This window comes from Novosphingobium beihaiense, from assembly GCF_022832375.1.
In the GTDB taxonomy this organism is placed as follows: domain Bacteria; phylum Pseudomonadota; class Alphaproteobacteria; order Sphingomonadales; family Sphingomonadaceae; genus Novosphingobium; species Novosphingobium beihaiensis.
The window spans coordinates 188,115-213,681 of sequence record NZ_JALHLG010000003.1; the positions used below are offsets into that span (position 1 = coordinate 188,115).

Sequence of the window (25,567 nt, forward strand, 5' to 3'; positions counted from 1 at the left end):
ATATGGTGGGGTGGCGGTGCCGCCGGACCAGCCAGTCCGGTGGCACCGCCGCATCGCCAACCCCGCGGTTGCCGCCGGTTTCAGGCCTTCAGCCGCTCCGCGTGCCAGGCCACGTGCCCGGCCATGAACGTGGAAATGAAGTAGTAGGAGTGGTCGTAGCCCTCCTGCATGCGGATCGTCGCGGACTGCCCCGCCTTTTCGCATGCCTCGGAGAGCAAGTGCGTCTTGAGCTGCTCTTCCAGGAAGCCATCGGCCGTGCCCTGATCGATCAGCATGTCCGGCACCCGCGCGCCATCCTCGATCAGCGCGCAGGCATCGTATTCGCGCCACGCGGCCCGCTCTCCGCCGATATAGCCGGTGAGCGCCTTCTCGCCCCAAGGGCACGACAGCGGCGAGACGATCGGCGAAAAGGCACTTACCGAGCGGAAGCGCCCGGCATTGCGCAGCGCGATCGTCAGCGCGCCGTGGCCGCCCATCGAATGGCCGGTAATGCCCTGCCGCGCCATGTCCGCCGGGAACTGCTGCGCGATCAGCGCGGGCAGTTCCGTCTCGATATAGGAGCGCATGCGGAAATGCTTCGCCCAGGGCTCCTGCGTGGCATCGGCGTAGAAGCCCGCGCCCTTGCCGAAATCGTAGCCTTCATCGTCGGGCACATCGTCGCCGCGCGGGCTGGTGTCCGGCGCCACGAAGATCACGCCATGCTGCGCGCAGGCGGCACGGAACTCGCCCTTCTCGGTCACATTGGCATGCGTGCAGGTGAGGCCCGAGAGATACCACAGCACCGGCAGCTTCGCCCCCGGCGCATGATCGGGCACGAAGACGGAGAAGGCCATCTCCGTCCCCGTCTCAGCCGACTGGTGCTTGTAAACGCCCTGCATGCCGCCGTGGCTGCGATTGGTGGATACGGTTTCCATCATGAGACCCTGTAATATCCGCAAAGCTTGTTGCCCGCCGGATCGCGCAGATAGGCGAGGTAGAGGACGCGGCCGTCGGGCGGACAGCGCTCGCCCGGCGGATCTTCGATGGACGTCCCGCCATTCGCGATGCCCGCGGCATGCCAGGCATCAACCTCGTCGCAAGACGCCGCCAGGAAGCCCAGCGTGCCGCCGTTCGCTCCATAAGCGGGCTCGCCGTCTCTCGGCCGGGAGATCAGGAACCGCCCGCCGTTATGCGCATAGGACAGCCAGCCGCGCGTATCGACCTGTCCCTCGGGAACGCCCAGCGCCCCCAGCGTCGCATCGTAAAAGCGCTTGGCCGCCGCGATATCGTCGGCTCCCAGCATGACATGGCTGAACATCGATACGTCCCGGCTCAGAATACCACGACGGAGCGGATCGACTTGCCCGCATGCATCAGATCGAAAGCGGTGTTGATCTCCTCCAGCCCCATGACGTGGGTAATCATCGGGTCGATCTGGATCTTGCCCTGCATGTACATGTCGACGATCTTGGGCACGTCGGTGCGGCCCTTGGCGCCGCCGAACGCGGTGCCGCGCCAGTTGCGGCCGGTCACGAGCTGGAACGGACGGGTGGAAATCTCCTTGCCCGCCTCGGCCACGCCGATGATGATCGAAGTGCCCCAGCCGCGGTGGCAGGCTTCCAGCGCGGTGCGCATCACTTCGGTGTTGCCGGTGGCATCGAAAGTGTAGTCCGCGCCGCCATCGGTCATCAGCACGATCTTGGCGACCACGTCCTCGCGGCTCATGCCCTTGGAATTGAGGAAGTCGGTCATGCCGAACTTGCGGCCCCATTCCTCGCGGTCGCCATTGATGTCGACGCCGATGATCTTGTTGGCCCCTGCAAGGCGCGCGCCCTGGATCACGTTGAGGCCGATGCCGCCGAGGCCGAAGACGACCACATTGTCACCCACCTGCACCTTGGCCGTGTTCACCACCGCGCCCACGCCCGTGGTGACGCCGCAGCCGATGTAGCACGAAGTCTGGAACGGCGCATCCTCGCGGATCTTGGCCACCGCGATCTCGGGCAGCACAGTGAAGTTCGAGAACGTCGAGCAGCCCATGTAGTGGAAGATCGTCTGGCCCTTGTAGCTGAAACGGCTGGTGCCGTCCGGCATCAGGCCCTGCCCCTGCGTCGCGCGGATCGCGGTGCACAAGTTGGTCTTGCCCGAAAGGCATGATTTACACTGGCGGCATTCCGGGGTGTAAAGCGGGATCACGTGATCATCCGGCTTCACCGAAGTGACGCCCGGCCCCACCTCGCGCACGATGCCGGCTCCTTCGTGGCCCAGGATCGAGGGGAAGATGCCTTCGGAATCGAAGCCGTCGAGCGTGTAGGCATCGGTATGGCAGATGCCCGTCGCCATGATCTCGACCAGAACCTCGCCCTCCTTGGGGCCTTCCAGATCGACTTCGACGATTTCGAGCGGCTTTTTGGCTTCGAAAGCTACGGCGGCGCGGGTCTTCATGGGGGTAACTCCTGTTAATCGCGGCCTGTCTATCGCGGGCCCGTTGTTGTGATAAAGGGGGGAAATTGCAACTCATTATGTCAACCAGGGGATAATGGATGAGTTCCTGGGACGGGATCGACGAATTCGCCGCCGTCGCCGCGGCCGGCACCTTTCGCGGCGGCGCATCGGCGCTGGGGGTTTCGACCACGCACATGAGCCGCGCGATCATGCGGCTGGAAGCGCGCCTGCAGACGCAACTGTTCCACCGCACCACCCGCTCGGTGCGGCTGACCGACACCGGCCGCGTATTCCTCGAACATTGCCAGCGCATGCTGACGGAGCGCGAGGAAGCCTTCGCCCTCGTCAACGAAAAAGGCGAACCGCAAGGCGAACTGCGCATCACCTGCTCGACAGCCATGGGCGAGCGTTTCATTGCCCCGATCCTGCGCCGTTTCGCCCGCGCTTATCCCCGGCTACAGGTCAACATCGACCTTACCAACCGCGTCGTCGACCTCGTGGCCGAAGGCTACGACATGGCGGTGCGCACCGGCCACCTGCCCGATTCCCGCCTGATCGGCACCCGCATCGCCAGCCGTTCGCTGGTGACTTGCGCCAGCCCGGCCTATCTCAAACGGCGCGGCGCCCCGCACACCCTGGCCGATCTCGAAGAGCATGATCTGCTGGCCGGAAACGCAGGCACATGGCATTTCAGCGTGGAGGGCAAGACCCAGACCTACCGCCCCCACAGCCGCTGGCGCTGCAACAGCGGCAGCGCGGTTCTGGAAGCCGCGCTGGACGATATGGGTCTATGCCAGCTCCCCGATTTCTACGTGCAGCGGACGCTGGCGGAGGGCGCGCTGGTTCCCGTCCTCACAGATCTGCAGCCCGCCGATGAACCGATCTGGGCCGTCTATCCGGAGCGGCGGCACCTGCAGCCGAAGATCTCGGAACTGGTGAGCGTGCTGCGCAAGGAACTGCCGGAGATGCTGGGGATGGGCGGGAAGGTTTAAGGGGACTGCAACGGCGGTAGCTTTGCGCCCATTTCGCCCCTTGAAGCCCGCCGCCAATATGCCCAAGAACGGACGCCCGAAACCGCCTCATTCTGCTCTATAAACTCAACCCGACTGGCCAATCATCTTCAGGATATCCATGCGCCCTCCCGGACAACCAAAATCAGCTCCAGCTTGGTATCGAGACCGAGGTCAATCCTACATTGAGAAGCAGTTTTCAGCTGAGCTCGGCGACTTGGCTGACCTAATCGAAAGCGAGCATTGGTTCGGAGACGCTGAAAAGCACGCGCGTTACCGGGTTGATTTCATCCTGAAGGATGCCCGGCTGATCATCGAGCTTGATGGTCACGCATATCATTCAACTAAAGAGCAACTTGAGAAAGACGCGATCCGACAGAGATATCTCACGCGGGCGGGCTATTCAGTCATCCGGTTCACGGGGCGGGAGATCAATCGTGACCCCGCTGCTTGCGTGCGCGAGGTGCGAGAGATGTACAAAGAGCGCATGCAACGTGCGCCAGCGAAGTATCGCGTGCTGTACATCGACTACCAATTTCTGATCCGCCAGATGTCGAAGGCGAAGCGATTCTATCAGAATCTCCATCCTGACAAGTCTCTGCAAATGCCCAGCCTAGATGTATTCATCACTCATGCTGTGGGCTGGCTGCACGAAAAATCCTTCATCACCGCGTTTGTGTTCGTCCCGCCGGAGGAGGAATACTACATCAAGCCATCGGACGGGCAAACGACGGAGTACGACAAGGGCGAGGTCCGGATCAATGTCATGGCGTATGACCTTTATTCAGCCGAACTTGGCGTCCACATGGAGAGCTACGCGCACCTGTTCGACGAATTTTATCTAGTAGCAGATGATCCCATCTACATTCTCCCACTCCGATCGGTGTTACCCGCTAAGCTCAGCGATCGCGTTCTCGGCGGTCAGAACTTCGAGTTTCTGGCGGGGGGGAAGCTTCTGCGAAAGGGAAACGACGAGACCACTTTCGTTGGAACAGATCTCGCAAAGGCCCGCTGGCAAGATGTCTGGTACCCGATTGGCACAGCAATGGGGCTTGAGCCCTATGAACTGTGACCCACCGTAGGTTGTTTTGCCAGCTAACCTCCCTGCCTGACACAGCAGTTCTGAACGGCAGCTATCTAGAAGACGTTGCCTCAATGCTGGCAGTCAGAAACCGGCCCCTTCCAGCCTTTCCATCTGCTCCTCCCCCTAATGAAAATCCCGCGATTGCGGCAGGATGCGCACATTGCGCGGATGGCGCGAGCGCTGGGCGGGCGCGGCGCCGGCCTTTCCGCCCACCGGCGAAGTCCCGTCCAGCCGCGCCAGCAGGGCCGAGCGGTCGGTCACGCGTTTGGCCATCAGGTGCACCACGCCCTCCTTGCTGCGCTGGACTTCGCCTGCGATCTCCGCCAGCCGGGCGGACATGACGGGGCGGCGCTGCTTCTCGAAGTCGCGGGCCCAGAGCAGCGCGTTGACCACGCCGGTCTCGTCCTCGATGGTAATGAACACGGCATTGCCCTTGCCCGGCCGCTGGCGCACCAGCACCACGCCCGCGCAGCGCACCCGCGCGCCGTCCTTCGCGGCGTTGACCTCGGCGCAGCTCAGCACGCCCTCGCCCGCCAGACGGCGGCGCAGGAACTGCATCGGGTGGCCTTTCAATGACAGACGGTGCGTCTGGTAATCGGCCACGACTTCCTCCGAAAGCGGCATCGCGGGCAGTGCGGCATCGGGCTCGGCGCCGAGTTCGGGGGCTTCCATCGCCGCGAACAGCGAGAGCTGTTTGGGCGGCAGGCGGCGCACGTCCCACCCGGCCTGACGGCGGCTCTGCCCCAGCGAGCCCAGCGCATCGGCATCGGCCAGCAGCGCCATGGCCCGGGCAGGCAGGCCGGTGCGGTTCGCCAGATCCTGCATATCGGTGAAGGCCCTCTCCCCGCACGCCTTGTGCAGCGCCTTCGCCCAGTCCTCGCGAAAGCCGCCGATCTGGCGCAGGCCCAGACGCAGCACGCGCTCGCCTTCCAGCGTATTGTCCCAGCGGCTGGTGTTCACATCGATCGGGCGGACTTCCACGCCATGCGCGCGGGCATCCTGCACCAGTTGCGACGGCGCATAGAACCCCATCGGCTGGCTGTTGAGCAGCCCACAGGCAAACACCGCCGGATAGTGGCACTTCAACCAGCTTGAGACATAGGCCAGCCAGGCGAAGGCCTGCGCGTGGCTTTCGGGAAAGCCGTAGTCGCCGAAGCCCTTGATCTGTTCGAAACAGCGCTCGGCGAAATCGCGCTGGTAGCCGCGCCGGACCATGCCCTCCACCAGCTTGTCCTGATAGTAATGCATGGTGCCGTTGCGGCGGAATGTCGCCATGGCCCGGCGCAGGCCATCGGCCTCGGGCGGAGTGAAGCCTGCCGCAACGATAGCAAGCTTCATCGCCTGCTCCTGAAACAACGGCACGCCCAAAGTCTTGCCCAGCACCGCGCGCAGTTCGTTTTCGTTGCCGGGTGGGCCGGGGAATTCCACCGCTTCCTCGCCATTGCGGCGGCGCAGGTAGGGGTGGACCATGCCGCCCTGAATGGGGCCGGGCCGCACGATCGCCACCTGGATCACCAGATCGTAGAGTTCCTTTGGCCGCAAACGCGGCAGCATCGACATCTGCGCCCGGCTTTCCACCTGAAACGTGCCCATGGAGTCCGCCTTCTGGAGCATCCGGTAGGTCGCCGCATCCTCGCGCGGGACCGTGGCCAGCACGAGATCGCCCAGCCCGTGTTCGCGCATCAGATCGAAGCTCTTGCGGATGCAGGTGAGCATCCCCAGCGCCAGCACGTCCACTTTCATCAGGCCCAGCGCCTCGATATCGTCCTTGTCCCATTCGATGAACGTGCGGTCGGGCATGGCGGCATTGTGGATCGGCACCAGTTCGTCCAGCCGCCCTTCGGTGAGCACGAAACCGCCGACGTGCTGCGAGAGGTGCCGTGGGAATTCCAGCAACCCGCTCACCAGATCGCGCAGCCGGGCGAGTTCCGGATTGGCGGCATCGAGCCCCGCTTCGGCCATGCGCGCCTCGGGCAGTTCGCCGCCGCCGTAGCTGCCCCAGATCGTGCCAGAGAGGCTGGCCGTCACATCGTCCGTCATCCCCAGCGCCTTACCCACTTCGCGGATGGCGCTGCGCTGGCGGTAGTGGATCACGGTCGCGGCGATCCCGGCGCGCTCACGGCCATAGCGCTGATAGATGTACTGGATCACTTCCTCGCGCCGTTCGTGCTCGAAATCGACATCGATATCGGGCGGCTCGTCACGCGCTTCGGAGAGGAAGCGGGTGAACAGCAATTGCTGCTCGACCGGATCGATCGGCGTAATGCCGAGGAAATAGCACACCAGCGAATTGGCCGCGCTGCCGCGCCCCTGGCACAGGATCGGCGGATCGAGCGAGCGGGCATAGGCCACGACATCGTGCACGGTGAGGAAATAGGGCGCGTATTGCCGGGCGCGGATCAGGCGGAATTCCTCCGCCAGCGTGCGGCGATAGGCCTCCGGCAGGCCATCGGGGAAATGCGCCCGGGCCTTGCTCTCGACCAGATGTTCCAGCCAGCCTTGCGGCGTGTGGCCGGGCGGGACGGGTTCGTGCGGGTATTCGTAACGCAAGTCCTCCAGCGTGAACCGGACGGCGCAGAGCAGCTCCGCCCCCGCCGCCAGTGCCTGCGGACAGCGGGCGAAGAGGCGCGCCATCTCGGCGGGGGGCTTGAGATGGCGCTCGGCATTGGCGGCGAGCTTGCGCCCGGCGGCCTGCACATGGGTGCCTTCGCGAATGCAGGTCATGACATCGTGGAGCGGGCGGCATTCGGGCGCGGCATAGAGCGCATCGTTGGTGGCGATCAGCCCCGTGCCCGTTTCGGCGGAAAGCGCGATGCGCCGCGCCAGTTCGCGCGCGTCGCGCCCGCCGCGCGGCATCGTGGCGGCGAGCCACAGGTGCGGGGCGGCTTCCTGCAGCGCCCCCAGCAGGTCCGGCGTGCCATTCATGGTGATCAGCGCCAGCCCTTCGGCATGGTCCAGCAGATCGGGCAGGCACAGCAGGCAATCGCCCTTCTCCGCGCGCCGGTTGCCGAGCGTGAGGAGGCGCGTGAGGCGGCCCCATCCGGCGCGGTCCACGGGATAGGCGACGATATCCGGCGTGCCGTCGGCGAAGACCAGCCGCGCGCCGGTGAGCAGGCGAAAGCCACTGTCGCGCACGCCCGGGGCTTTCCACGCGACATGCGCGCGCACCACGCCTGCCACCGTATTGCGATCGGCCACGCCGATACCCGCCATGCCCAGCGCGTGGGCGCGCGCCACCATCTCGCCGGGATGCGAGGCGCCGCGCAGGAAGCTGTAGGCGGTGGCCGCGACAGGCTCGATCACACTCATGCGAACAGGCATGCTCATGCGAAGAGCCCGTGCATGTACCAGCGCGGTTCGCCGGTTTCTTCGTAGAGGCCGTGGCGGAACACCCAATAGCGCCCCCCCTGCGCATCCTCGATGCGGTAGTAATCGCGGGTGAGCCCGGCGGCGCCCGGCACATGGCCCTGCGGCCGGTGCCACCATTCGGACGCGATCCGCTCGGGCCCTTCGGCGCGGACGATCTCGTGCACCTGCCCGCGCCAACGCAGGCGTTGCGGCGGGCCGTCGGGCACCCCGGCCATCGCCGTGACCGGCTGCGGCGGATCGAACAGGAACACAGGGCGGGGCAGCCCATCGCCCGCATCCGGCCATGGCGCCGGGGCCGCGTGCAGGGCGGGCAGGACTTGCTGCGCGGCCTCCGGAATATGCGTGTCGCAGGGGACCGAGCGCAGGACGCCGTGCTCTCCGAAGCGCGTAGTCAGCCGGTCGATCAGCACGGCGATGCTTTCCGCCTCGGCCACTTTGCCGCCGATTTCGGGCTGGGCGGGATGCAGCGGCTCGGTGCGGCTGGCGGCGAGGGCGATCGCATCGAAGCCGAAACCGGGATCGAGCGGATCGGCCAGCGCCTCGATCCGTTCGCCGAACAGCCGTGCGAGGCGCGCCGGATCGCGGCTGGGCAGGCTGGTCTCGACGCTGAGGCGCCGCCGCGCGCCGTCGGTCCGCTCCAGCCGGACGGTAAAGCGCCGCCCGCCCAGATGGCGCGCTTCCATCTGGCGGGAGAGATCGGCGAGCAAGTCCTCGATCACTTCCAGCACATAGTCGGTGCGGGCCACGGGTTCAGCAAAACGCGCTTCGGCGCGCAGCGGAGCGGAGGGGCGCCGCGGGGCCATGGGGCTGTCCTGCTCGCCCAAGACCGCGCGCAGTCTCGCCACGGTCTCCCCGCCGAAACGCGCGGCCAGCGCCGCCATTGGCCGCGTGGCCAGATCGCCCACGGTAACGAGCCCTGCCCGGCGCAGGCCGGATTGCGCCTCTTCGGGCAGTTCCAGCGCGGCGATGGGAAGCGCGCGGATGCGTTCCTCCTCGCTTCCAACCTCGTCATTCCCACGAAAGCGGGGAGTCATCTCCTGAGCCAACGGTTCGGCGAGACGCCGGGAGCTGGATTCCCGCCTTCGCGGGGATGACGAAGGTTGGGAGAGACTAGGCTTTGCCTCGTCATGGCGAGAGGCGGAGCCGCGCGGCAATCCAGAGTCGGCGCCAACCGCTCTGGATTGCTTCGGCCTGCGGCCTCGCAATGACGAAGAGGGGGACGCCTCCCCATCCCCATCCCCATACTGCGCCAGCGCGCGGGCGGCGGCGGCGTGGACGGCGAAGGCGTGGCGGGCGGTGTAGCCCGCTTCCGTTATCGCCGCCTGCGCCAGTGCCGCCTCGCCGCCGAACAGATGTGCGCAGGCGGTAATGTCGAGCATGATTCCATCGGGCGGGTCTGGCGCGGCCATCGGGGTGAAGCGCAGCATCCGCCCGGTCAGGCGTTCCAGTTCGCGGGCATCGGCTTCGCCGTCATGCGGCAAGCTCTTCAGATCGGGGCAGCGCGCCCGGGCATCGGCGAGCGTCATCCCCACGCTCAGGCCCAGACCGCTCGCCTGCGCGTCCACCGCCGCCAGCCGCAAGGCGTTGCCCGCCCGCTCCACCAGCACCACAGGCACGGACCAGTCCTGCCCCGACGCCTTGCGGACCCGCTCGCACGGGAACCACGGGAACCACAGCGCCAGATAGCGGCGCGGCATCGATGCGTCCGGCATGGAAGCCTCCCTTGTTCGCGTCCCACTCCAGCCGCCAGCGCATTCCGGACGGGCCGCCGCGCCGCCGCTCCAGCTCCACCTCGCAGGCGGGCAGGCCCGGCGCTCCGGCAAGCCAGGGCACGGAGGCCGCGGGACGCACGATCCAGCGGCTATGCGCAGCGCTGGATCGCGCCGCAGCCTTGCCGCGCAGCACCATGACCGCCACCCCGGACTTTTCGGCGGCGAGCACCAGACGGCGGCTGGCAGTCAGATCATAGCGCGGCAGATTGCCCCAGGTTTCCAGCACCACCGCCGCCAGCCCCGCGCAGCGCGCGGCATCGAGCCCGGCCTGCAGCAGGGCCGGTTCGTCCTTCGCCTCGACAATGAGCAGCCGGGCGGGATCGATCCCCAGCCCGGCCAGCCCCTCGCCATAGATCCGCAAGGGCAGCGGCGAACGCCGTGGACAGCGGGCCAGCAGCACTGGCCTGTCACTATCCCGCGCCAGCGCCGCCAGCGTAAACGCCATGGCCACGGCCAGCCCTGCGGCATCGGCATGGATTTCATGCAGATGCCCTGGCGCAGGCCACGGAAACGCCTCCTCCGGCGGTACGGGGGAGGCGGAATGAGAATGAGAGGCGGGACTCCGGAGCATGAGGAAACAGATCTCGAATCACTTCAATGTTCCTATTATGTTCCATTTATGGCTGTCATGTCCACAGCTCTCGATGCAGGCGGGATCCATGCGGCAGCCCAAAGAAAAGCCCTCTCCCCACGAAGGGGAGAGGGCCGAGAGAGGGGGAGCCTTTATGAGGCGGGGTGGGGGGAAAGCCCCCTCTCAAATTCCATCGCCGCTCTGCATGCGCAGGCGAAACGTCCTTACTTGTTCCCGGCGAGCCCAGCGTTGAGCCAAAGTGCGATCAGCGTCGCCAGAGCGCCCGAGAGCAGATAGGCGCCCGAAGCGATCAGACCGAAGTTGACCGACAGCAGCAACGCGGCCAGCGGAGCGAAGCCTGCGCCCAGCAGCCACGACAAGTCGCTGGTGAAGGCCGAACCGGTATAGCGGTGCTCGGTCGCGAAACCCGAGGCGACGACGCCCGAGGACTGGCCGAAGGCAAGGCCGAGCAGAATGAAGCCGATCACCATGAACACGATCTCGCCCACCGTCCCGGCATCGAGAAGCTGCGGCGCGAAGCCCGAGAACACGGCGATGCCCACCGCGCAGCCGCCCAGCAGGGTGCGGCGGCCGAAGTGGTCGGCCAGACGGCCCGAGGCAATCACCGCGACCACGCCGAACGCAGCAGCCACCGCCTCGATCAGCAAGAAGGTCGTCGGCGTCTCACGCGTGAAGAGAGAAACCCACGAGAGCGGGAACACCGTCACCATGTGGAACAGCGCGAAGCTGGCGAGCGGGGCCAGCGCGCCGATGAGGATCGTCTTCCACTCGGTGCGGATCGTGGTGGAAACGCTGACGGCCTGCAGGTCGCGGCTGCGGAACAAGTGATCGAATTCCTCGGTCACAACAATGCGCAGACGAGCGAAGAGCGCCACCACGTTGATCGCGAAAGCCACGAAGAAAGGATAGCGCCAGCCCCAGTCGAGGAAGTCGGCCGCCGAAAGCGACGTGACCATGTAGGCGAACAGCAGGCTGGCCACGATCAGGCCGAACGGCGCCCCGAGCTGCGGGATCATCGCATACCAGCCGCGCTTTTCCTCCGGCGCGTTGAGCGCGAGCAGCGAAGCGAGACCGTCCCAGGTGCCGCCGAGCGCGAAACCCTGCCCCAGCCGCAGCAGCGCGAGCAGCCAGATCGAGGTCGTGCCCGCATCGGCATAAGCGGGCAGGAAAGCGATCGCCGCTGTCGAGCCGCCCAGCATGAACAGCGCGATCGTCAGCTTGGTGCCGCGGCCATAGGCCCGGTCGATCGCCATGAACACCAGCGACCCCACCGGCCGGGCAATGAAGGCCAGCGAGAAGATCGCGAAGGAATAGAGCGTGCCCGTCAGCACATCGACGAAAGGGAAGAACAGCTTCGGAAACACCAGCACCGAGGCGATGGCATAGACGAAGAAGTCAAAAAACTCCGACGTGCGGCCGATGATGACACCGATCGCGATCTCCGCCGGGGAGACTTTGTGTTCCTCCTTGAAGATCGGCAAGCCCAGGGCTTCGCGGGTCTGGGTGGTACTGGTCATCTCGATGTCGCGGCCTTCGTAGTCTGGGTCCGCGCCCGCGCGCCGCGAAGGCGCACCGGCAACGGGCGAATCACAGTGCGGGCGCGCAAACACCCGACGTCACAGCGTGGCCCTATCGTCATTGATCGCGGTCAAGGGGATTGGACAAAATGTCCTATGTTCGCATTCGCAGCACGAGCCTACCCGCAGCGCCATGCGCCTAACCGATTCCCGCCCAAAGCCGCGCCGAATGCCTGCGCTGGCCCGAGTCCTGGCTGCCCTGTCACTGACGGGAGCCTTGTCCGCCTGCAACACGGTCGTCCTGAAACCGGCCGGTGATGTCGCACAGCAGCAGGGCGACCTTGTCGTCATGTCGACCGTGCTGATGCTGATCATCATCGTCCCGGTCATGGCCCTGACACTGTTCTTCGCGTGGAAATACCGCGCCTCGAACAAGAACGCGGAATACAAGCCGGACTGGGATCACTCGACCCAGCTCGAACTCGTCATCTGGGCGGCGCCGCTGCTCATCGTCATCTGCCTGGGCGCGCTGACCTGGGTGAGCACCCACCTGCTCGATCCCTACCGCACGATCGGCCGCATCGACGGCAAGACCCCGGTCCGGCACGATGCCAAGCCGCTCGAAGTCGATGTCGTCGCGCTCGACTGGAAATGGCTGTTCATCTACCCCGAGCAGGGCATCGCCACCGTCAACGAACTGGTCGTGCCCGCAGGCCGCCCGCTCGATTTCAAGATCACCGCATCGAGCGTGATGAACTCGTTCTACGTGCCCGCGATGGCGGGGCAGATCTATGCCATGCCCGGCATGCAGACGCGCCTCAACGCGGTGATGAACAAGACGGGTGACGATTTCGTCGGCTTCTCGGCCAACTATTCGGGCGCGGGCTTCTCGGGCATGCGTTTCAAGACCCGCTCGGTCACCGAAGCGCAGTTCGCCCAGTGGGCCGACGGCGTGAAGGCCGGGGCGAAGAACGCCGGAACGCTGGACGACGCCACGTACCTCCAGCTCGAAAAGCCGAGCGAGAACGTGCCCGCCACCTATTACGCCAAAGTCGCGCCGAACCTCTACGGCAAGATCCTCGACATGTGCGTCGAGCCCGGCAAGATGTGCATGAGCGAGATGATGGCGATCGACGCGCGCGGCGGCCTCGGCAAGGAAGGCATCCGCAACGTCTCGATGCTGGCTTACGACAAGCACGGGCGCGAGGCAGCGGCCGAGGCCAATGCCAACCCGGATGCGGCCGCCCGCCGCGAGCTGGCCTGGGTGCGCGCCCTGTGCGACCAGAAGCCCGGCCAGGCGCCCGACAACATCGTCAAGGCCCCCGCAAACCAGCGTTCGCTGACCGGCGCCGGTCTTTCCGCCCCGCAGTCCATTGCTTTTGACAAGGCTCTGGAAAAGCCGGCGCACTCCCTCCTGATTTCCCGGAACTGACCAGCATGGAAACCGTAGTTCACAATCATTGGAGCCCTCTGCTGGGCCGTCTGTGGTGGGATGCGATCCCACAGGAGCCCATCGTCTGGGCCACTTTCGCCGTGGTCGCGCTGGGCGGTATCGCCCTGCTGGCCGCGCTGACCTATTTCAAGGTCTGGGGCTATCTCTGGAAAGAGTGGTTCACGAGCGTCGATCACAAGAAGATCGGCATCATGTACATGGTGCTGGGCCTCGTCATGTTCGTGCGCGGCTTTGCCGATGCGCTGATGATGCGCCTGCAGCAGGCCTGGGCCTTCAATGGTTCCGAAGGCTATCTCAACGCGCACCACTTCGATCAGGTCTTCACCGCACACGGCGTGATCATGATCTTCTTCGCGGCGATGCCGTTCGTGACCGGTTTCATGAACTACGTGGTGCCGCTGCAGATCGGCGCGCGTGACGTCAGCTTCCCGTTCCTCAACAACTTCAGCTTCTGGATGACCGCTTCGGGCGCCGTCCTCGTCATGCTCTCGCTGTTCATCGGCGAATTCGGGCAGACCGGCTGGCTGGCCTATCCGCCGCTGTCGAACATCGCCTACAGCCCGTGGGTCGGTGTCGATTACTGGATCTGGGCCTTGCAGATCGCGGGCGTCGGCACGCTGCTTTCGGGCGTCAACCTGATCTGCACGATCGTGAAAATGCGCGCGCCCGGCATGGACATGATGAAGATGCCGATCTTCACCTGGACCGCGCTGTGCACCAACATCCTGATCGTCGCTGCCTTCCCGGTGCTGACTGCGGTGCTGTGCATGCTCACCGCCGACCGCTACCTCGGCTTCGACTTCTTCACGAACGATTTCGGCGGCAACGCCATGATGTACGTGAACCTGATCTGGATCTGGGGCCACCCCGAAGTCTACATCCTGATCCTGCCGATCTTCGGCGTGTTCTCGGAAGTGACCGCCACCTTCTGCGGCAAGCGCCTGTTCGGCTACAGCTCGATGGTCTACGCCTCGCTGGTCATCACCATCCTGTCCTACCTCGTGTGGCTGCACCACTTCTTCACGATGGGCTCGGGCGCCAGCGTCAATTCGTTCTTCGGCATCACCACGATGGTGATCTCGATCCCGACCGGCGCCAAGCTGTTCAACTGGCTGTTCACGATGTACCACGGCCGCATCCGCTTCGAACTGCCGATGATGTGGACGGTGGCCTTCATGCTCACCTTCACCATCGGCGGCATGACCGGCGTGCTGCTGGCCGTTCCCCCGGCGGACTTCGTGCTCCACAACTCGCTGTTCCTGATCGCGCACTTCCATAACGTGATCATCGGCGGCGTCGTCTTCGGCACCTTCGCGGGCATCAACTTCTGGTGGCCCAAGGCCTTTGGTTTCAAGCTGCACACCGGCCTCGGCAAAATCAGCTTCTGGAGCTGGGTCGTCGGCTTCTACCTTGCCTTCATGCCGCTCTATGTGCTCGGCCTGATGGGTGTGACCCGCCGCATGCGCGTGTTCGACGATCCGAGCCTGCAGATCTGGTTCATCGTTGCCGGCATCGGCGCGGCGCTGATCGCGGTGGGCATCGCCGCCTTCCTCGCCCAGGTCGGCTACTCGATCTGGAAGCGCGACGAGCTGGCCTGCGGCGGCGATCCGTGGGATGCCCGTTCGCTCGAATGGTCGACCACTTCGCCCCCACCCGCCTACAACTTCGCGTTCACCCCGGTGGTCCACGAGATCGACGCCTGGGACGACATGAAGCGTTGCGGCGTCCCCCGCCCCACCGGCGGCTTCCAGCCGATCCACATGCCCAAGAACACCGAAGCCGGTATTATCCTGGGCGGTATCGCCACGGTCTTCGGCTTCGCGATGATCTGGCATATCTGGTGGCTGGCGGGTCTCACTTTCGCCGGGATGATCGGCTATGCGATCTTCCACACCTTCAACTACAACCGCGACTACTTCATCCCCGCCGATGAAGTGACCGCGACCGAAGCGGCGGCTATCGGCCAGTTCGCGCCTGCGGGAGCCTGAGCCATGAACGCCACGACCATGGATACCATGAACACGCCTAAAGCCAGCCCGGAGCAGCTCACCGCAGCCTTCTACGAGCTGGAGCCGCATCACCATCCCGAAGGCGCCAGCACCATGCTGGGCTTCTGGATCTACCTGATGAGCGACTGCCTCATCTTCGCGATGCTGTTCGCGGCCTATGGCGTTCTCGGCGGCAACTATGCCGCCGGGCCCAGCCCCAAGGATCTGTTCGAGCTGCCGCTGGTGGCGCTGAACACAGCGATGCTGCTGTTCTCCTCGATCACGTATGGCTTCGCGATGCTGGCCATGGCGAAGAACCAGAAGGGCGCGACGATCGCCTGGCTGCTGATCACCGCGGTGTTCGGCGCCTGCTTCCTCGGGATCGAGCTGTTCGAATTCTCCAGCCTGATCCATGAGGGCGCAACGCCGATGCGCTCGGGCTTCCTCACCGCGTTCTTCTCGCTGGTGGGCACCCACGGCCTTCACGTGACCTTCGGCCTCGTCTGGCTGTTCACGCTGGTCACGCAGATCACCCGCAAGGGCCTGATCCAGGCCAACAAGCGCCGCCTCATGTGCCTCTCGCTGTTCTGGCACTTCCTCGACGTCATCTGGATCGGCGTCTTCACTTTCGTCTATCTCATGGGGATGCTGCGATGAGCGCTGCCGACCACCACGCCCACAACGATCATACCCACGATCACGATGATCACGGCGAAAGCCACGGCTCGCTGCGCGACTATGTGATCGGCTTCGTCCTCTCGGTCGTCCTCACCGCCATTCCATTCTGGCTGGTGATGAGCGGCGCGATTGCCGACAAGCAGGCCACCGCGCTCGTCATCATGGCTTTCGCGGTCGTGCAGATCGTGGTTCACATGATCTACTTCCTGCACATGAACACCAAGTCGGAGAACGGCTGGACGGTCATGGCGCTGATCTTCACGATCATCCTGGTGGTGATCGCGCTGTCCGGCTCGCTGTGGGTGATGTATCACCTCAACCACAACATGATGCCGATGACGGCCCACGATATGGGACAACTGCCCTGACCCGCCCCACCGGGGCACCCGACACCGCAGCAGCAGGGCGGCCCTGGGGGCTGACCCTGCTGTTGCTTTTTGCGCTCATCGCTTTCGTGGCGCTCGGCGTGTGGCAGGTGAAGCGCCTGCACTGGAAGCATGACCTGATCGCCCGCGTGAACGCCCGGGTCCATGCTGCCCCTGCCACCCTGCCCTCCGCCCGGCGGCTGGCCTCGGCCCCGGCCCATGCGCTCGATTATATGCGCGTGAAGGTCTCCGGCACTTATGCCGCACCGCAGACCGCGCTGGTGCGCGCGGCGACGGAACTCGGCACCGGCTACTGGGCGATGACACCGCTGCACATCGCCGACGGGCGGACCGTCTGGATCAATCGCGGCTTTCTCCCGGCAGGCACGACGGTTTTCGAAGCCGCCAGGACCACGCCTCCCGGTCCCGTTACCGTGACCGGCTTCGTGCGCGCCAGCGAGCCGGGCGGCAGCCTGCTCCAGTCCAACCGCCCGCAGGACGATCGCTGGTACTCGCGCGACGTTGCCGCACTCTCAAAGGCGAAGCGGTCCGGCCCCGCCGCCCCCGTCTTCATCGATGCCCAAACGGAAAACGCTGCCCGGCATGCCGCAGGAAAGCCCGCGCCGGTCCCCGGCCTCACCGTGATCCATTTCCCCGACAATCACCTGCAATACGCCCTGACATGGTTCGCCATGGCGGCCCTTTCGCTCGTGGCTATTGGCGTTGTGTGGCGCCGCAGGGCATAGGGATCAGGCATGATACGCCTGATCGCCCCCATCCCCCCTTCACGCAGCGAAAGCTGGCGCAATGTGCTGCTGCTGATGCAGTTGCGCTGGATCGCGGTATTCGGCCAGCTCGCCACGATCGTGGCGGTCGTACAGATCCTGGAAGTGCGCCTGCCGCTAATGCCGCTGCTGATGGCACCGCTGCTGCTCATCCTCATCAACCTGGCGACCGCCAGCCTGCTGCGGCGGCGCGAGCACTTCTCGCAAAGCGAACTGTTCAACGCCCTGCTGATCGACGTCGCCGCGCTGGGCTGGCAGCTCTATCACAGCGGCGGCGCGACCAATCCCTTCACCTTCCTGTTCCTGCTGCAGATCGTGATCGGCGCGGTCATCCTGACCCCGCGTTGGAGCTGGGCCATCGCCGTGCTCGCCAGCCTCTCCATGCTGCTGCTGAGCTTCGTCTACGTCCCGCTGGACCTGCCCGCCCGGCACGCTGCGCACCAGTTCGACCTCTACCGGCTCGGCAGCCTGTTCTGCTTCGTGCTGGCGGCCGTGCTGCTGGTGTTCTTCGTGGTGCGGCTGGAGCGCAACCGGCGCGAAAGCGACAAGGCGCTGGAAGCCCTGCGCCAGCAGGCAGCGGAAGAAGACCACATCATCCGCATGGGCCTGCTCGCCTCGGGCGCGGCGCATGAACTGGGCACGCCGCTCTCCTCGATCTCGGTGATCCTGGGTGACTGGGCACACTTGCCCGCCATCGCCGCCAATGCCGATTTCAGCGAGGATCTCGCCGACATGCGCACCCAGCTTGACCGCTGCAAGACTATCGTCAGCGGCATCCTGATGTCCGCGGGAGACTTGCGCGGAGAGAACCCCAGCGTCTCCAGCGTGCGGGCGCTCTTCGGTGACATCGCCAGCGAGTGGCAATCGCGCATGGACGGCGAACTGCGCGTCATCGATCGTTTCGGAGAAGATGTCGCAATCGTTGCCGACCCCGGACTGCGGCAAGTCATCGGCAATGTGATCGACAATGCGCAGGAAGTCTCCCCCGGCCTTGTGATCCTTGAAATCGCGCGCGAAAACGACGATCTTCTGATCACTGTCAGCGACGAAGGCCCCGGCTTCGCTCCGGAGATGCTGCCCCGCGCCGGCCAGCCCTATGCCTCCACCAAGGGGCGCGACGGCGGCGGCCTTGGCCTGTTCCTCGTCTTCAACGTAGTGCGCAAGCTGGGCGGGCAGATCACTGTCGAAAACCGCGAACCGCAGGGCGCAACAGTCAGGCTCACGCTGCCGCTGGCGTCGCTGGCCTATACGAAGGAGAAACCGGCATGAGCGAACCCGGCCGCACCCTGCTGATCGTCGAGGACGACGAGGCTTTCGCCCGCACGCTGCGCCGCTCGTTCGAACGGCGCGGCTATGCCGTATCCTCCGCCTCCTCCGCACAGGAAGCCGAAGCACGGGCCAAAGCGGCTGATTTCGACTATGCCGTTGTGGACCTCAAGCTGGGAGCCGACTCCGGACTGGCGGTGGTGCAGTCACTCCACGCCTTGCGGCCGGATACGCATATCGTGGTGCTCACCGGCTACGCCAGCATCGCCACCGCCGTGGAAGCGATCAAGCTGGGCGCCGCGCACTACCTCGCCAAACCTTCCAACACCGACGACATCGAAGCCGCCTTCGCGAGCACGCAGGGCGATCCCGGCGTACCCGTCGACGGGCGCAAAAGCTCGATCAAGACGCTGGAATGGGAATACATCCACAGCACGCTGGTGGAATGCGACTTCAACATCTCCGAAGCCGCCCGGCGGCTGGGGCTCCACCGCCGCACGCTGGCCCGCAAGCTGGAGAAGCGGCGGATCTGATTACCAGCGCAGCCAGCGCGAGATGACGTAACGCCCCACCAGCGCGCCAATCACAACCGGCGCCATGTGCCAGATGCCCAGGTGCGCGATGGAATCGTCCGCGCAGGCCATGCCGTTCGCCACCGAGCCGAGCGCACCCGAACCTATGCCCAGATAGAGCCCGGCCAGTTTCGGCGATACCGGCGCGCCCCGGCGCAGCCAGACGAAAAGGGCCGCCGCGATCAGCACCGATGCCGCCAGGCCCATGTACATGCAGTGGATCCCCTCCACATGCAGCAGGCCAACACCATCGGGGGCCGATGCGGCCAGCACTCCGGCCGCCGGCAGCACGCCTGCCATGGCGATGGCCCATTTCGGCCCTTCGTGCCCGGTTCCGACATGCGGCGAGGCCATCGCCACCACCGTCGTCACGCAGGACAGGCCGAGCACCAGCAGCAGTCCGTTCACGACCACGAAGTAAACGGAGAACTCTCCGCTCATCAGCCCGTGCCGCGCGCCCAGCAGGAACAGCGTCGCAATGATCGTCACGACAAAGGCGAGACCGGCCAAAGCCAGCCCCCTGCCCATCCGAAACGGCCGCACCGGTGCGGCATCGGCGGAGATCCGGTCGATCAGAGCCTGGGTTGGGTCGTCCATGGGTCAGCTTGCCTTCTCGATAATCGCGGCGAGCTTTCGGATGCCGCGATGAACATTCACTTTGATGAGCGACTGGCTCTGGCCAGACCGCTCGGATGCTTCGGCGACCGAGTATCCCTCGATCTTCACCAGTTCGATCGCTTCCGCCTGCGCCGGTGACAATTGGTCGAACAGACGGTCCAGGCTGATGCGCGCCATCACGGGCTCTTCGGCACTTTCCTCGCTCGCGGTGTCTTCCAGCAGTTCCTGGGTCTGCGTGCGGTATTCGGCGCGCAGGTAATCCACCCAGCGGTAGCGGGCGATAGCCGCCAGCCAGGGATAGAACGGGCGGTCGGGATCATAGGTAGAGCGCTTGGCGTGAACCGAAAGCAGCACTTCCTGCACCAGATCGTCCAGTTTTTCCAAGGCGATGCGCCTGCGGAAATAGCGCCGCAGCCACTTCGCTGCCTGTTCCAGCAGCACGGCATAGGCCTGCTTGTCGCCATTCTGCGCCGCGCGCATCAGGCGCATCATGGTTGCATCGTCCCCGTTCATCGCGGCATCACCCGTAACCCCACAGTATCGAGCGCGAACAGCCCTCCGCCGCGCACGATCAGCGTCAGCGCCATAGCGGTCCACAGAATATGCACGCTCCACCAGGCTTCGGGAAAGACGAAAACCTGAATGACCATCGTCATTCCCAGCAGGGCCAGCGCGGAAAGACGCGTGGCGGCCCCGGCAACCAGCAGAATGGGAAACAGAGTTTCCGCGGCCACGGCCATGTGGGCCGCGAATTCCGGGGGCAGCGGCACGGCGGAATAGTCGTTCTCGAACAAGTAATTCGTCGTGTCGCTCACCTGCAGCCAAGTTCCTTCCACGACCTTGCTCCGGCCCGACCGCCAGAACACGCCCGCCAGCGCCACCCGGACGAGCAGCAGGGCAATGCCCTCGATGACCCGGCCCTGTAAAACGCCGGTGATCCTTTGCCAAAGTGCCAGAACGCCCTGCATCCGCTTGCCCCCTGCCCTTCAGATCAGCGCTTGACCGGGGTCAGCGACCCGGTGCCCTTGGGCGTCTTGATCGAAGTGCACGAGCCCTTCTTCACCAGCTTCCAGGCATCGCCCTGATAGTCACGCACGGACGTGCCCGCGCAGCTGGTGCCGGGACCGGCGGCGCAATCGTTGTGCCCGGCCTTGGACACGCCATAGCACTTTTCCATCTGCGGCTTGTCAGCGGCTCCCGCAGGCTGAGCGGCAACCACGCCAGCCAGAGCAAGGCCCGCAAGCGCGGCAATCGAACGGTTCTGCATCGGTATCTCCTGAATTTGCGTCCCGGCACCGGCCGGGGATCACACCGTCATTCGGTCCGCCGCCCCCGCTGGTTACAGTCCGCAAAATTTTCACCGCGCTGTAACCCCGCTGCCCCTGCCTTCGAATGATGCCATGCCAGTCCGGCAAAACATGCCACTCGGGCAGAACACTTCAGGAGATTATCGATGTCGATTTCGCACAAGACCGCCTTCGCGGCGATCGCCGGAACCCTTGCCCTCTCGTCCGTCACCGCGTTCGCGGCCGCCGCTCCGGCCGGCAGCAGCGGCGCCGCGCTGGGCAAGGACGACACTGTGCACTGCTACGGCGTGAACGCCTGCAAGGGCCACGCAGACTGCAAGACCACCCAGCACGAATGCAAGGGCATGAACGAGTGCAAGGGCGAAGGCTTCAAGGCCATGGCAGCGGGCTCCTGCCTGACCAAGGGCGGCACGATCGGCGATCTCGGCTGATCTGACGTCCGGCGGCCTGGCTCCTTGTTCCCACCGCCCCCTGTAAAGGGGCCAGGCCGCCTCCTTTCCCGAACCACAGGAACCGCATGATGACGCATATCGAGCCCTTCGCAGGATTTGGCCTGGGCCTTCGCCGCCCGCACTATCACCACTTCCTGGAGGAGGAGGTCGAGCTCGATTTCGTCGAAGTCATTTCCGAAAACTTCATGGTGGACGGCGGCAATCCGCTGGCCGTTCTCGACGCGGTGCGCTGCAAGCACGAAGTGGTGCTGCACGGCGTCTCACTCTCCCCCGGATCGGCGCATGGCGTGGACCGGGACTATCTCGCCCGTCTCAAGACCCTGGCGGACCGGATCGAACCGCTCTGGATGTCGGATCACTTGTGCTGGACGCGCAGCAGCGCGCACAACAGCCACGATCTGCTGCCCCTGCCCTATACGGCCGAAGCGCTCGGCGTGATCTGCGATAACATCATGATCGCGCAGGACATCCTGCAACGTCCGCTGCTGCTGGAAAACCCCTCCAGCTACATGACCTTTCCCGAAGACGAGATGCGCGAATGGGAATTTCTCGCCCAGGTCACGCAGCGCACGAGCTGCTATCTGCTGCTCGATGTGAACAACATCTACGTCAGCGCCCATAACCACGGTTTCAGCGCTCAGGCCTACGTCGCCGGGTTGCCGCTGGATCGCGTGCGCCAGATCCACCTTGCCGGGCACACCCCCGGCGAAATCGCCATAGACACGCATGACCGCGAGGTCTGCGGCGGCGTCTGGGATCTGCTCGCCCATGTGCTCGGCCGCACCGGCCCCGCCGCGATCATGATCGAGCGCGACGATGCCATCCCCCCGCTCGCAGACTTGCTGGACGAACTGGCGATCGCCCGCCGCATCGCCGCTGAAGCCCGCCAGGAGGCCGCCGCGGCATGACTCTCGCCCAGCAGCAAAGCCGGTTCATCGAGGGCCTGATGTCGAACGATGCCTCCTTGCCCGAAGGCTGGCAGGCGCGCGAACGGGCAGGCTACGAAATCTACCGCAACGCCTACCGCGCGCGGCTGATCGATGCTCTCCACGAAACCTATCCGCGAACCGCCCGTCTGGCGGGAGAGGAAGCGTTTCAGGCCGCAGCGGCCCATCATCTGATCACCCATCCCCCTGCAAGCTGGACGCTCGACGATGCCGGGCTTGGCTTTGCGCAAACGCTCGAAACCCTGTTCCCCGCCGATCCGGACGTGGCCGAACTGGCCTGGATCGAATGGGCCATGCAGGACGCTTTCACGGCCCGCGATACCGGGCCGCTCGACGGAGCGGGCCTGGTTACAGCAACTGCCTCGTTCGGCGACCGGGACTGGCAGGACATGCGCTTTGCCTTCGTGCCCGGCCTTGCCGTGCGCCTCGTGCGCCATGACTGTCTCACGCTCTGGCAATGGCTCGGCGATAGCGCCTGCGGCCAGGAGATCGCCGCGGCCCGCGATCTTTCCCCTCTCCCCGAAACGGAAGGCTGCGTGGTCTGGCGCGAAGGTCTGCGCTCCACATTCACGATGACCAGCGCCGCCGAAGCCCAAGCACTCACGGCAATGGCGGACGGGGCCGGTTACGGCGCCGCCTGCGATCTGCTGACCAGTTTACTGGGAGAGGAACAGGCTCTGCAAATGGCAGGCGAGATGCTGGCGCGCTGGCTTGCCAACGGCTGGATCGAACGCCTGCTGGCGTAAAACGGCCCTTTCACGGCTCCTCCCGCGCTTCCAGATTTCGCTGCAGCGGTTACTGCCTGCCCAGGCAATTCTAGACACTTGTTGAAAATCCCCGGGTGTGCGATCCGGTTCGCGATAGCACGCAAAGTGCACAGGGAGGGATTTGATGCTTGTGAAACGGAGTTTTCTGGCGTGTTCGGTGCTTGCCTTGACCATGGCGGCCCTGTCTCCGGCCCAGGCGCAGGAGACCCGGGACACCAGCACTTCCAGCGAGAGCGCGGGCGGCGAGATCATCGTTACTGCCCGCAAGCGCAGCGAACGCCTGCTGGACGTGCCTGTGGCGGTGTCGGCGGTCTCCAGCGAGGATCTGGCCCGCTATGCCTCGAACTCGCTGAGCGCCATCAGCCAGCAGGTTCCGGCGCTGGTGATCGGGGAATCGACCAATCAGGTAGGCGGCTCGATCAACTTGCGCGGCGTCGGTTCGGGCATTTCCAATCCCTCCACCGAAACGGCCGTGACGATGAACTTCGATGGCGTGCCGATCAGCTACGGCAATGCCGTGCGCCTGGGCCAGATCGATATCCAGCGCGTGGAAGTGCTCAAGGGCCCGCAGGCGCTGTTTTACGGCAAGAACAGCCCGGGCGGCGTGATCTCTCTGGTATCCGCCGATCCGGGATCATTCTTCGAAGCGCGGCTGCGCACCGGGTATGAATTCCAGGCCGAACAGCGCTTTGCCGAAGCCATGGTCTCCGGCCCGCTGACCGATACCGTGGGGGCCCGCATCGTCGGTTATTATTCCAAGGAAGACGGCTGGTTCCGTAACATTGCCCAGCCGATCACCGGCGTGACGGCAGGCGCAGGCGCCAAGACGCTCAATGCCGAAGATGTCTTCGTGCGCGGCACGCTGACGTTCGAGCCCACGCCCGCCACCCGCATCAAGTTCAAGATCAACTACGGCCAGCGCGACCGTGACGGCGTGGGGCCCACCGGGCTGGCACAGATCGTCGAGTGCCCCAACGGCGGCGTCAGCGTGTTCGGCGCCACCGACTGCAAGCTCAACCGCACATTCTATGACGCGGCGCTGACGCCGGGCACGATCGCCAGCGACCCCTCGTTCAAGGACGGCGTGCCTTTCGTGAAGTCCAGCCAGTTCCTCACCTCGCTCAGCGTGGATCAGGACCTGTCGGATTCCTATGGGCTCTCCTCGGTCACGGGCTATTACCGGCTGCGCGAACAGTCGATCGATTCCTTCTCGTTCTCGAACATCCCTTACTACGGCGCCTCGAACGACGTGATCGCCAAGGGCTTCAGTCAGGAACTGCGCCTGACGTCCGACCTGGACGGGCCGCTCAACTTCATGATCGGCGGCTTCTTCCAGGATGCGACGTTCACGATCGGGCAGGCCTTCACGGTCGATTTCGGCACGCCGTTCCTCGTCGGCTCGACGTTCTACGACGTACACACCACCGCCTATTCGGGCTTCGCGCAAGTGCGCTACAAGCCGGTGGAGCAGATCGAGATCGCAGCGGGCGGGCGGCTTTCGCGCGAGGACAAGAAACTGACCGGCACCTCTTTCAGCCTGCCCTTCGAAGTGCTCGATCCCAAGAAGCACTACAACGATTTCTCGCCCGACATCACCATCACTTACAAGCCGGACAGCAACCTCACTGCCTATGCCGCCTATCGCGAGGGTTTCACTTCGGGCGGGTTCAACACGGTGCCGACCGCACTGCGCACATCCGCGAACACATCGCGGCCCGCGCTGGACCTGTCCTATGACCAGATGACGGCCAAAGGCTTTGAAGTTGGCCTCAAAGGCTATCTGGCCGAACGGCAGATGCTGTTCGATCTGGTTGGATACACGTATAAATACAACGATTTGCAGCTTTCCCGCTACGACAACGCCTCGTTCTCGCAACTTACGCAGAACGCGGGCGGGGCGCGCGTGCAGGGTGTGGAATTCAATCTCACCATGCAGCCGCATGCCATTCCCGGGCTGCAAGTGCGCACCAGCCTTGCCTACAACGATGCGCATTACACGAACTTCATCGGCGGCTGTTATAACGGGCAATCGATCTCGGATGGATGCAATCTCGCGCTCCGCGACCCGTCTCAGCCTGCCTCCGCCACCAATTACTACACCGCGCAGGACCAGAGCGGCCAGCAACTGGTGCGCGCGCCCGAGTGGACGTTCAGCGCCGGGTTCAATTATGACACAGAGTTCTCCGAAAATCTCGGCGGCGGCCTCAGCTTCGATATGAACCATTCCAGTTCGTACCTGACGCAGACCGAGGCGAGCCCGGCGACGCGCCAGAAATCCTACTGGCAGTTCAACGGGACGCTTTCGCTCAACGGCGGCAAGGACAAGCCGTGGGAACTGGCACTGGTCGGCCGCAACCTCACCAACCGGCTGATCCGCGTCACCGGCGCCGTCGTCGGTTCTACCGCCGGGCAATATGGCACTGCGGCCCCGCGCCAGGGCGACATTCTCGCTTCCGTGGGAGCGCCGCGTTCGGTGCTGCTGCAACTGACGGTGCGCAGTTCGCTGTTCGGGCGGTGAGAGAGGTTCTCAAGAACCGATCAATGTGAAATCCACTATTGCTGCGTGGATCGAGGGCCGTTTGAAACTACGGCGAATAGCCC

At 64.9% G+C, this 25,567-nt stretch carries 23 protein-coding genes; 13 read left to right on the top strand and 10 right to left on the bottom strand.

Features of this window, described 5'->3' with window-relative positions; all coding sequences use genetic code 11:
- Window positions 1-80: 80 nt before the first annotated feature.
- From fghA to MTR66_RS02190, 3 genes are read right to left on the bottom strand one after another with little or no spacing between them, the layout of a single operon-like run.
- Window positions 81-914: an S-formylglutathione hydrolase gene (gene fghA / locus MTR66_RS02180; protein WP_243917498.1), complete on the bottom strand. Its 834-nt coding sequence runs from the start codon at window positions 912-914 to the stop codon at window positions 81-83.
- Window positions 914-1,297, bottom strand: coding sequence for a VOC family protein (locus MTR66_RS02185; protein ID WP_243917500.1), 384 nt, complete (start codon window positions 1,295-1,297; stop codon window positions 914-916). The genes fghA and MTR66_RS02185 overlap by 1 nt, the downstream gene beginning before the upstream one ends.
- A 14-nt stretch (window positions 1,298-1,311) precedes the next feature.
- Entirely contained in the window at window positions 1,312-2,424 is a 1,113-nt protein-coding gene (locus tag MTR66_RS02190; protein ID WP_243917502.1) for an S-(hydroxymethyl)glutathione dehydrogenase/class III alcohol dehydrogenase, read from the bottom strand.
- Between the two features lie 98 nt (window positions 2,425-2,522).
- On the opposite strand from MTR66_RS02190, the gene MTR66_RS02195 reads away from it, so the two are divergent.
- Together MTR66_RS02195 and MTR66_RS02200 are read left to right on the top strand one after the other, a co-directional pair.
- Window positions 2,523-3,416 carry a LysR substrate-binding domain-containing protein gene (locus tag MTR66_RS02195; protein WP_243917504.1) on the top strand — a complete coding sequence of 298 codons (894 nt, stop codon included), beginning with the start codon at window positions 2,523-2,525 and terminating at the stop codon, window positions 3,414-3,416.
- 235 nt (window positions 3,417-3,651) lie between these two features.
- Complete coding sequence (locus MTR66_RS02200; protein WP_243917506.1) at window positions 3,652-4,506, top strand: endonuclease domain-containing protein; 855 nt, start codon at window positions 3,652-3,654, stop codon at window positions 4,504-4,506.
- Window positions 4,507-4,641: 135 nt separating this feature from the next.
- On the opposite strand, the gene MTR66_RS02205 is transcribed toward MTR66_RS02200, so the two are convergent.
- The 3 genes from MTR66_RS02205 to MTR66_RS02220 form a co-directional block, all read right to left on the bottom strand.
- Window positions 4,642-7,839, bottom strand: a complete 3,198-nt coding sequence (locus MTR66_RS02205; protein WP_407673021.1) for an error-prone DNA polymerase — start codon at window positions 7,837-7,839, stop codon at window positions 4,642-4,644.
- Window positions 7,840-7,841: 2 nt separating this feature from the next.
- Window positions 7,842-9,599, bottom strand: coding sequence for a Y-family DNA polymerase (locus tag MTR66_RS02210; protein WP_407673019.1), 1,758 nt, complete (start codon window positions 9,597-9,599; stop codon window positions 7,842-7,844).
- Window positions 9,600-10,454: 855 nt separating this feature from the next.
- Entirely contained in the window at window positions 10,455-11,768 is a 1,314-nt protein-coding gene (locus tag MTR66_RS02220; protein WP_243917513.1) for an MFS transporter, read from the bottom strand.
- A gap of 229 nt (window positions 11,769-11,997) precedes the next feature.
- Here MTR66_RS02220 and cyoA point away from each other — a divergent pair, with 229 nt between their 5' ends.
- The 7 genes from cyoA (at window position 11,998) to MTR66_RS02255 (ending at window position 18,836) form a co-directional block, all read left to right on the top strand.
- Window positions 11,998-13,200 (top strand): ubiquinol oxidase subunit II, encoded by a 1,203-nt coding sequence (gene cyoA / locus MTR66_RS02225; RefSeq protein WP_243917515.1) that lies wholly within the window; start codon window positions 11,998-12,000, stop codon window positions 13,198-13,200.
- 5 nt (window positions 13,201-13,205) lie between these two features.
- Window positions 13,206-15,209, top strand: a complete 2,004-nt coding sequence (gene cyoB, locus MTR66_RS02230) for a cytochrome o ubiquinol oxidase subunit I (RefSeq protein ID WP_243917517.1) — start codon at window positions 13,206-13,208, stop codon at window positions 15,207-15,209.
- A gap of 27 nt (window positions 15,210-15,236) precedes the next feature.
- Window positions 15,237-15,866 carry a cytochrome o ubiquinol oxidase subunit III gene (cyoC, locus tag MTR66_RS02235; RefSeq protein ID WP_456094035.1) on the top strand — a complete coding sequence of 210 codons (630 nt, stop codon included), beginning with the start codon at window positions 15,237-15,239 and terminating at the stop codon, window positions 15,864-15,866.
- Complete coding sequence (gene cyoD / locus MTR66_RS02240; RefSeq protein ID WP_243917521.1) at window positions 15,863-16,255, top strand: cytochrome o ubiquinol oxidase subunit IV; 393 nt, start codon at window positions 15,863-15,865, stop codon at window positions 16,253-16,255. The genes cyoC and cyoD overlap by 4 nt, the downstream gene beginning before the upstream one ends.
- Window positions 16,256-16,317: 62 nt before the next feature.
- Window positions 16,318-16,998 carry an SURF1 family protein gene (locus tag MTR66_RS02245; RefSeq protein ID WP_243917523.1) on the top strand — a complete coding sequence of 227 codons (681 nt, stop codon included), beginning with the start codon at window positions 16,318-16,320 and terminating at the stop codon, window positions 16,996-16,998.
- A gap of 9 nt (window positions 16,999-17,007) precedes the next feature.
- Window positions 17,008-18,306: an ATP-binding protein gene (locus tag MTR66_RS02250; RefSeq protein WP_243917525.1), complete on the top strand. Its 1,299-nt coding sequence runs from the start codon at window positions 17,008-17,010 to the stop codon at window positions 18,304-18,306.
- Window positions 18,303-18,836, top strand: a complete 534-nt coding sequence (locus MTR66_RS02255) for a response regulator transcription factor (RefSeq protein ID WP_243917526.1) — start codon at window positions 18,303-18,305, stop codon at window positions 18,834-18,836. The genes MTR66_RS02250 and MTR66_RS02255 overlap by 4 nt, the downstream gene beginning before the upstream one ends.
- On the opposite strand, the gene MTR66_RS02260 is transcribed toward MTR66_RS02255, so the two are convergent.
- Genes MTR66_RS02260 through MTR66_RS02275 form a run of 4 tightly spaced genes read right to left on the bottom strand, consistent with a single transcriptional unit; the run spans window position 18,837 to window position 20,760 of the window.
- Window positions 18,837-19,472, bottom strand: a complete 636-nt coding sequence (locus tag MTR66_RS02260; RefSeq protein ID WP_243917527.1) for an NrsF family protein — start codon at window positions 19,470-19,472, stop codon at window positions 18,837-18,839.
- A 3-nt stretch (window positions 19,473-19,475) separates the two neighbouring features.
- Window positions 19,476-20,006 carry a sigma-70 family RNA polymerase sigma factor gene (locus MTR66_RS02265; protein WP_243917528.1) on the bottom strand — a complete coding sequence of 177 codons (531 nt, stop codon included), beginning with the start codon at window positions 20,004-20,006 and terminating at the stop codon, window positions 19,476-19,478.
- Window positions 20,003-20,461, bottom strand: a complete 459-nt coding sequence (locus MTR66_RS02270) for a DoxX family protein (protein ID WP_243917529.1) — start codon at window positions 20,459-20,461, stop codon at window positions 20,003-20,005. Before MTR66_RS02270 ends, MTR66_RS02265 begins: the two co-directional genes overlap by 4 nt.
- 23 nt (window positions 20,462-20,484) lie before the next feature.
- Entirely contained in the window at window positions 20,485-20,760 is a 276-nt protein-coding gene (locus MTR66_RS02275; protein WP_243917530.1) for a BufA1 family periplasmic bufferin-type metallophore, read from the bottom strand.
- Between the two features lie 186 nt (window positions 20,761-20,946).
- On the opposite strand from MTR66_RS02275, the gene bufA2 reads away from it, so the two are divergent.
- The 4 genes from bufA2 to MTR66_RS02295 all read left to right on the top strand — a co-directional run bounded on the left by bufA2 (window position 20,947) and on the right by MTR66_RS02295 (window position 25,484).
- Window positions 20,947-21,231 (top strand): BufA2 family periplasmic bufferin-type metallophore, encoded by a 285-nt coding sequence (bufA2, locus tag MTR66_RS02280; protein WP_243917531.1) that lies wholly within the window; start codon window positions 20,947-20,949, stop codon window positions 21,229-21,231.
- A gap of 89 nt (window positions 21,232-21,320) precedes the next feature.
- Window positions 21,321-22,160 (top strand): MNIO family bufferin maturase, encoded by an 840-nt coding sequence (bufB, locus tag MTR66_RS02285; RefSeq protein WP_243917533.1) that lies wholly within the window; start codon window positions 21,321-21,323, stop codon window positions 22,158-22,160.
- Window positions 22,157-22,945: an HvfC/BufC N-terminal domain-containing protein gene (locus MTR66_RS02290; RefSeq protein WP_243917534.1), complete on the top strand. Its 789-nt coding sequence runs from the start codon at window positions 22,157-22,159 to the stop codon at window positions 22,943-22,945. The genes bufB and MTR66_RS02290 overlap by 4 nt, the downstream gene beginning before the upstream one ends.
- Before the next feature lie 193 nt (window positions 22,946-23,138).
- Window positions 23,139-25,484, top strand: a complete 2,346-nt coding sequence (locus MTR66_RS02295) for a TonB-dependent receptor (protein WP_243917535.1) — start codon at window positions 23,139-23,141, stop codon at window positions 25,482-25,484.
- Window positions 25,485-25,567: the final 83 nt, after the last annotated feature.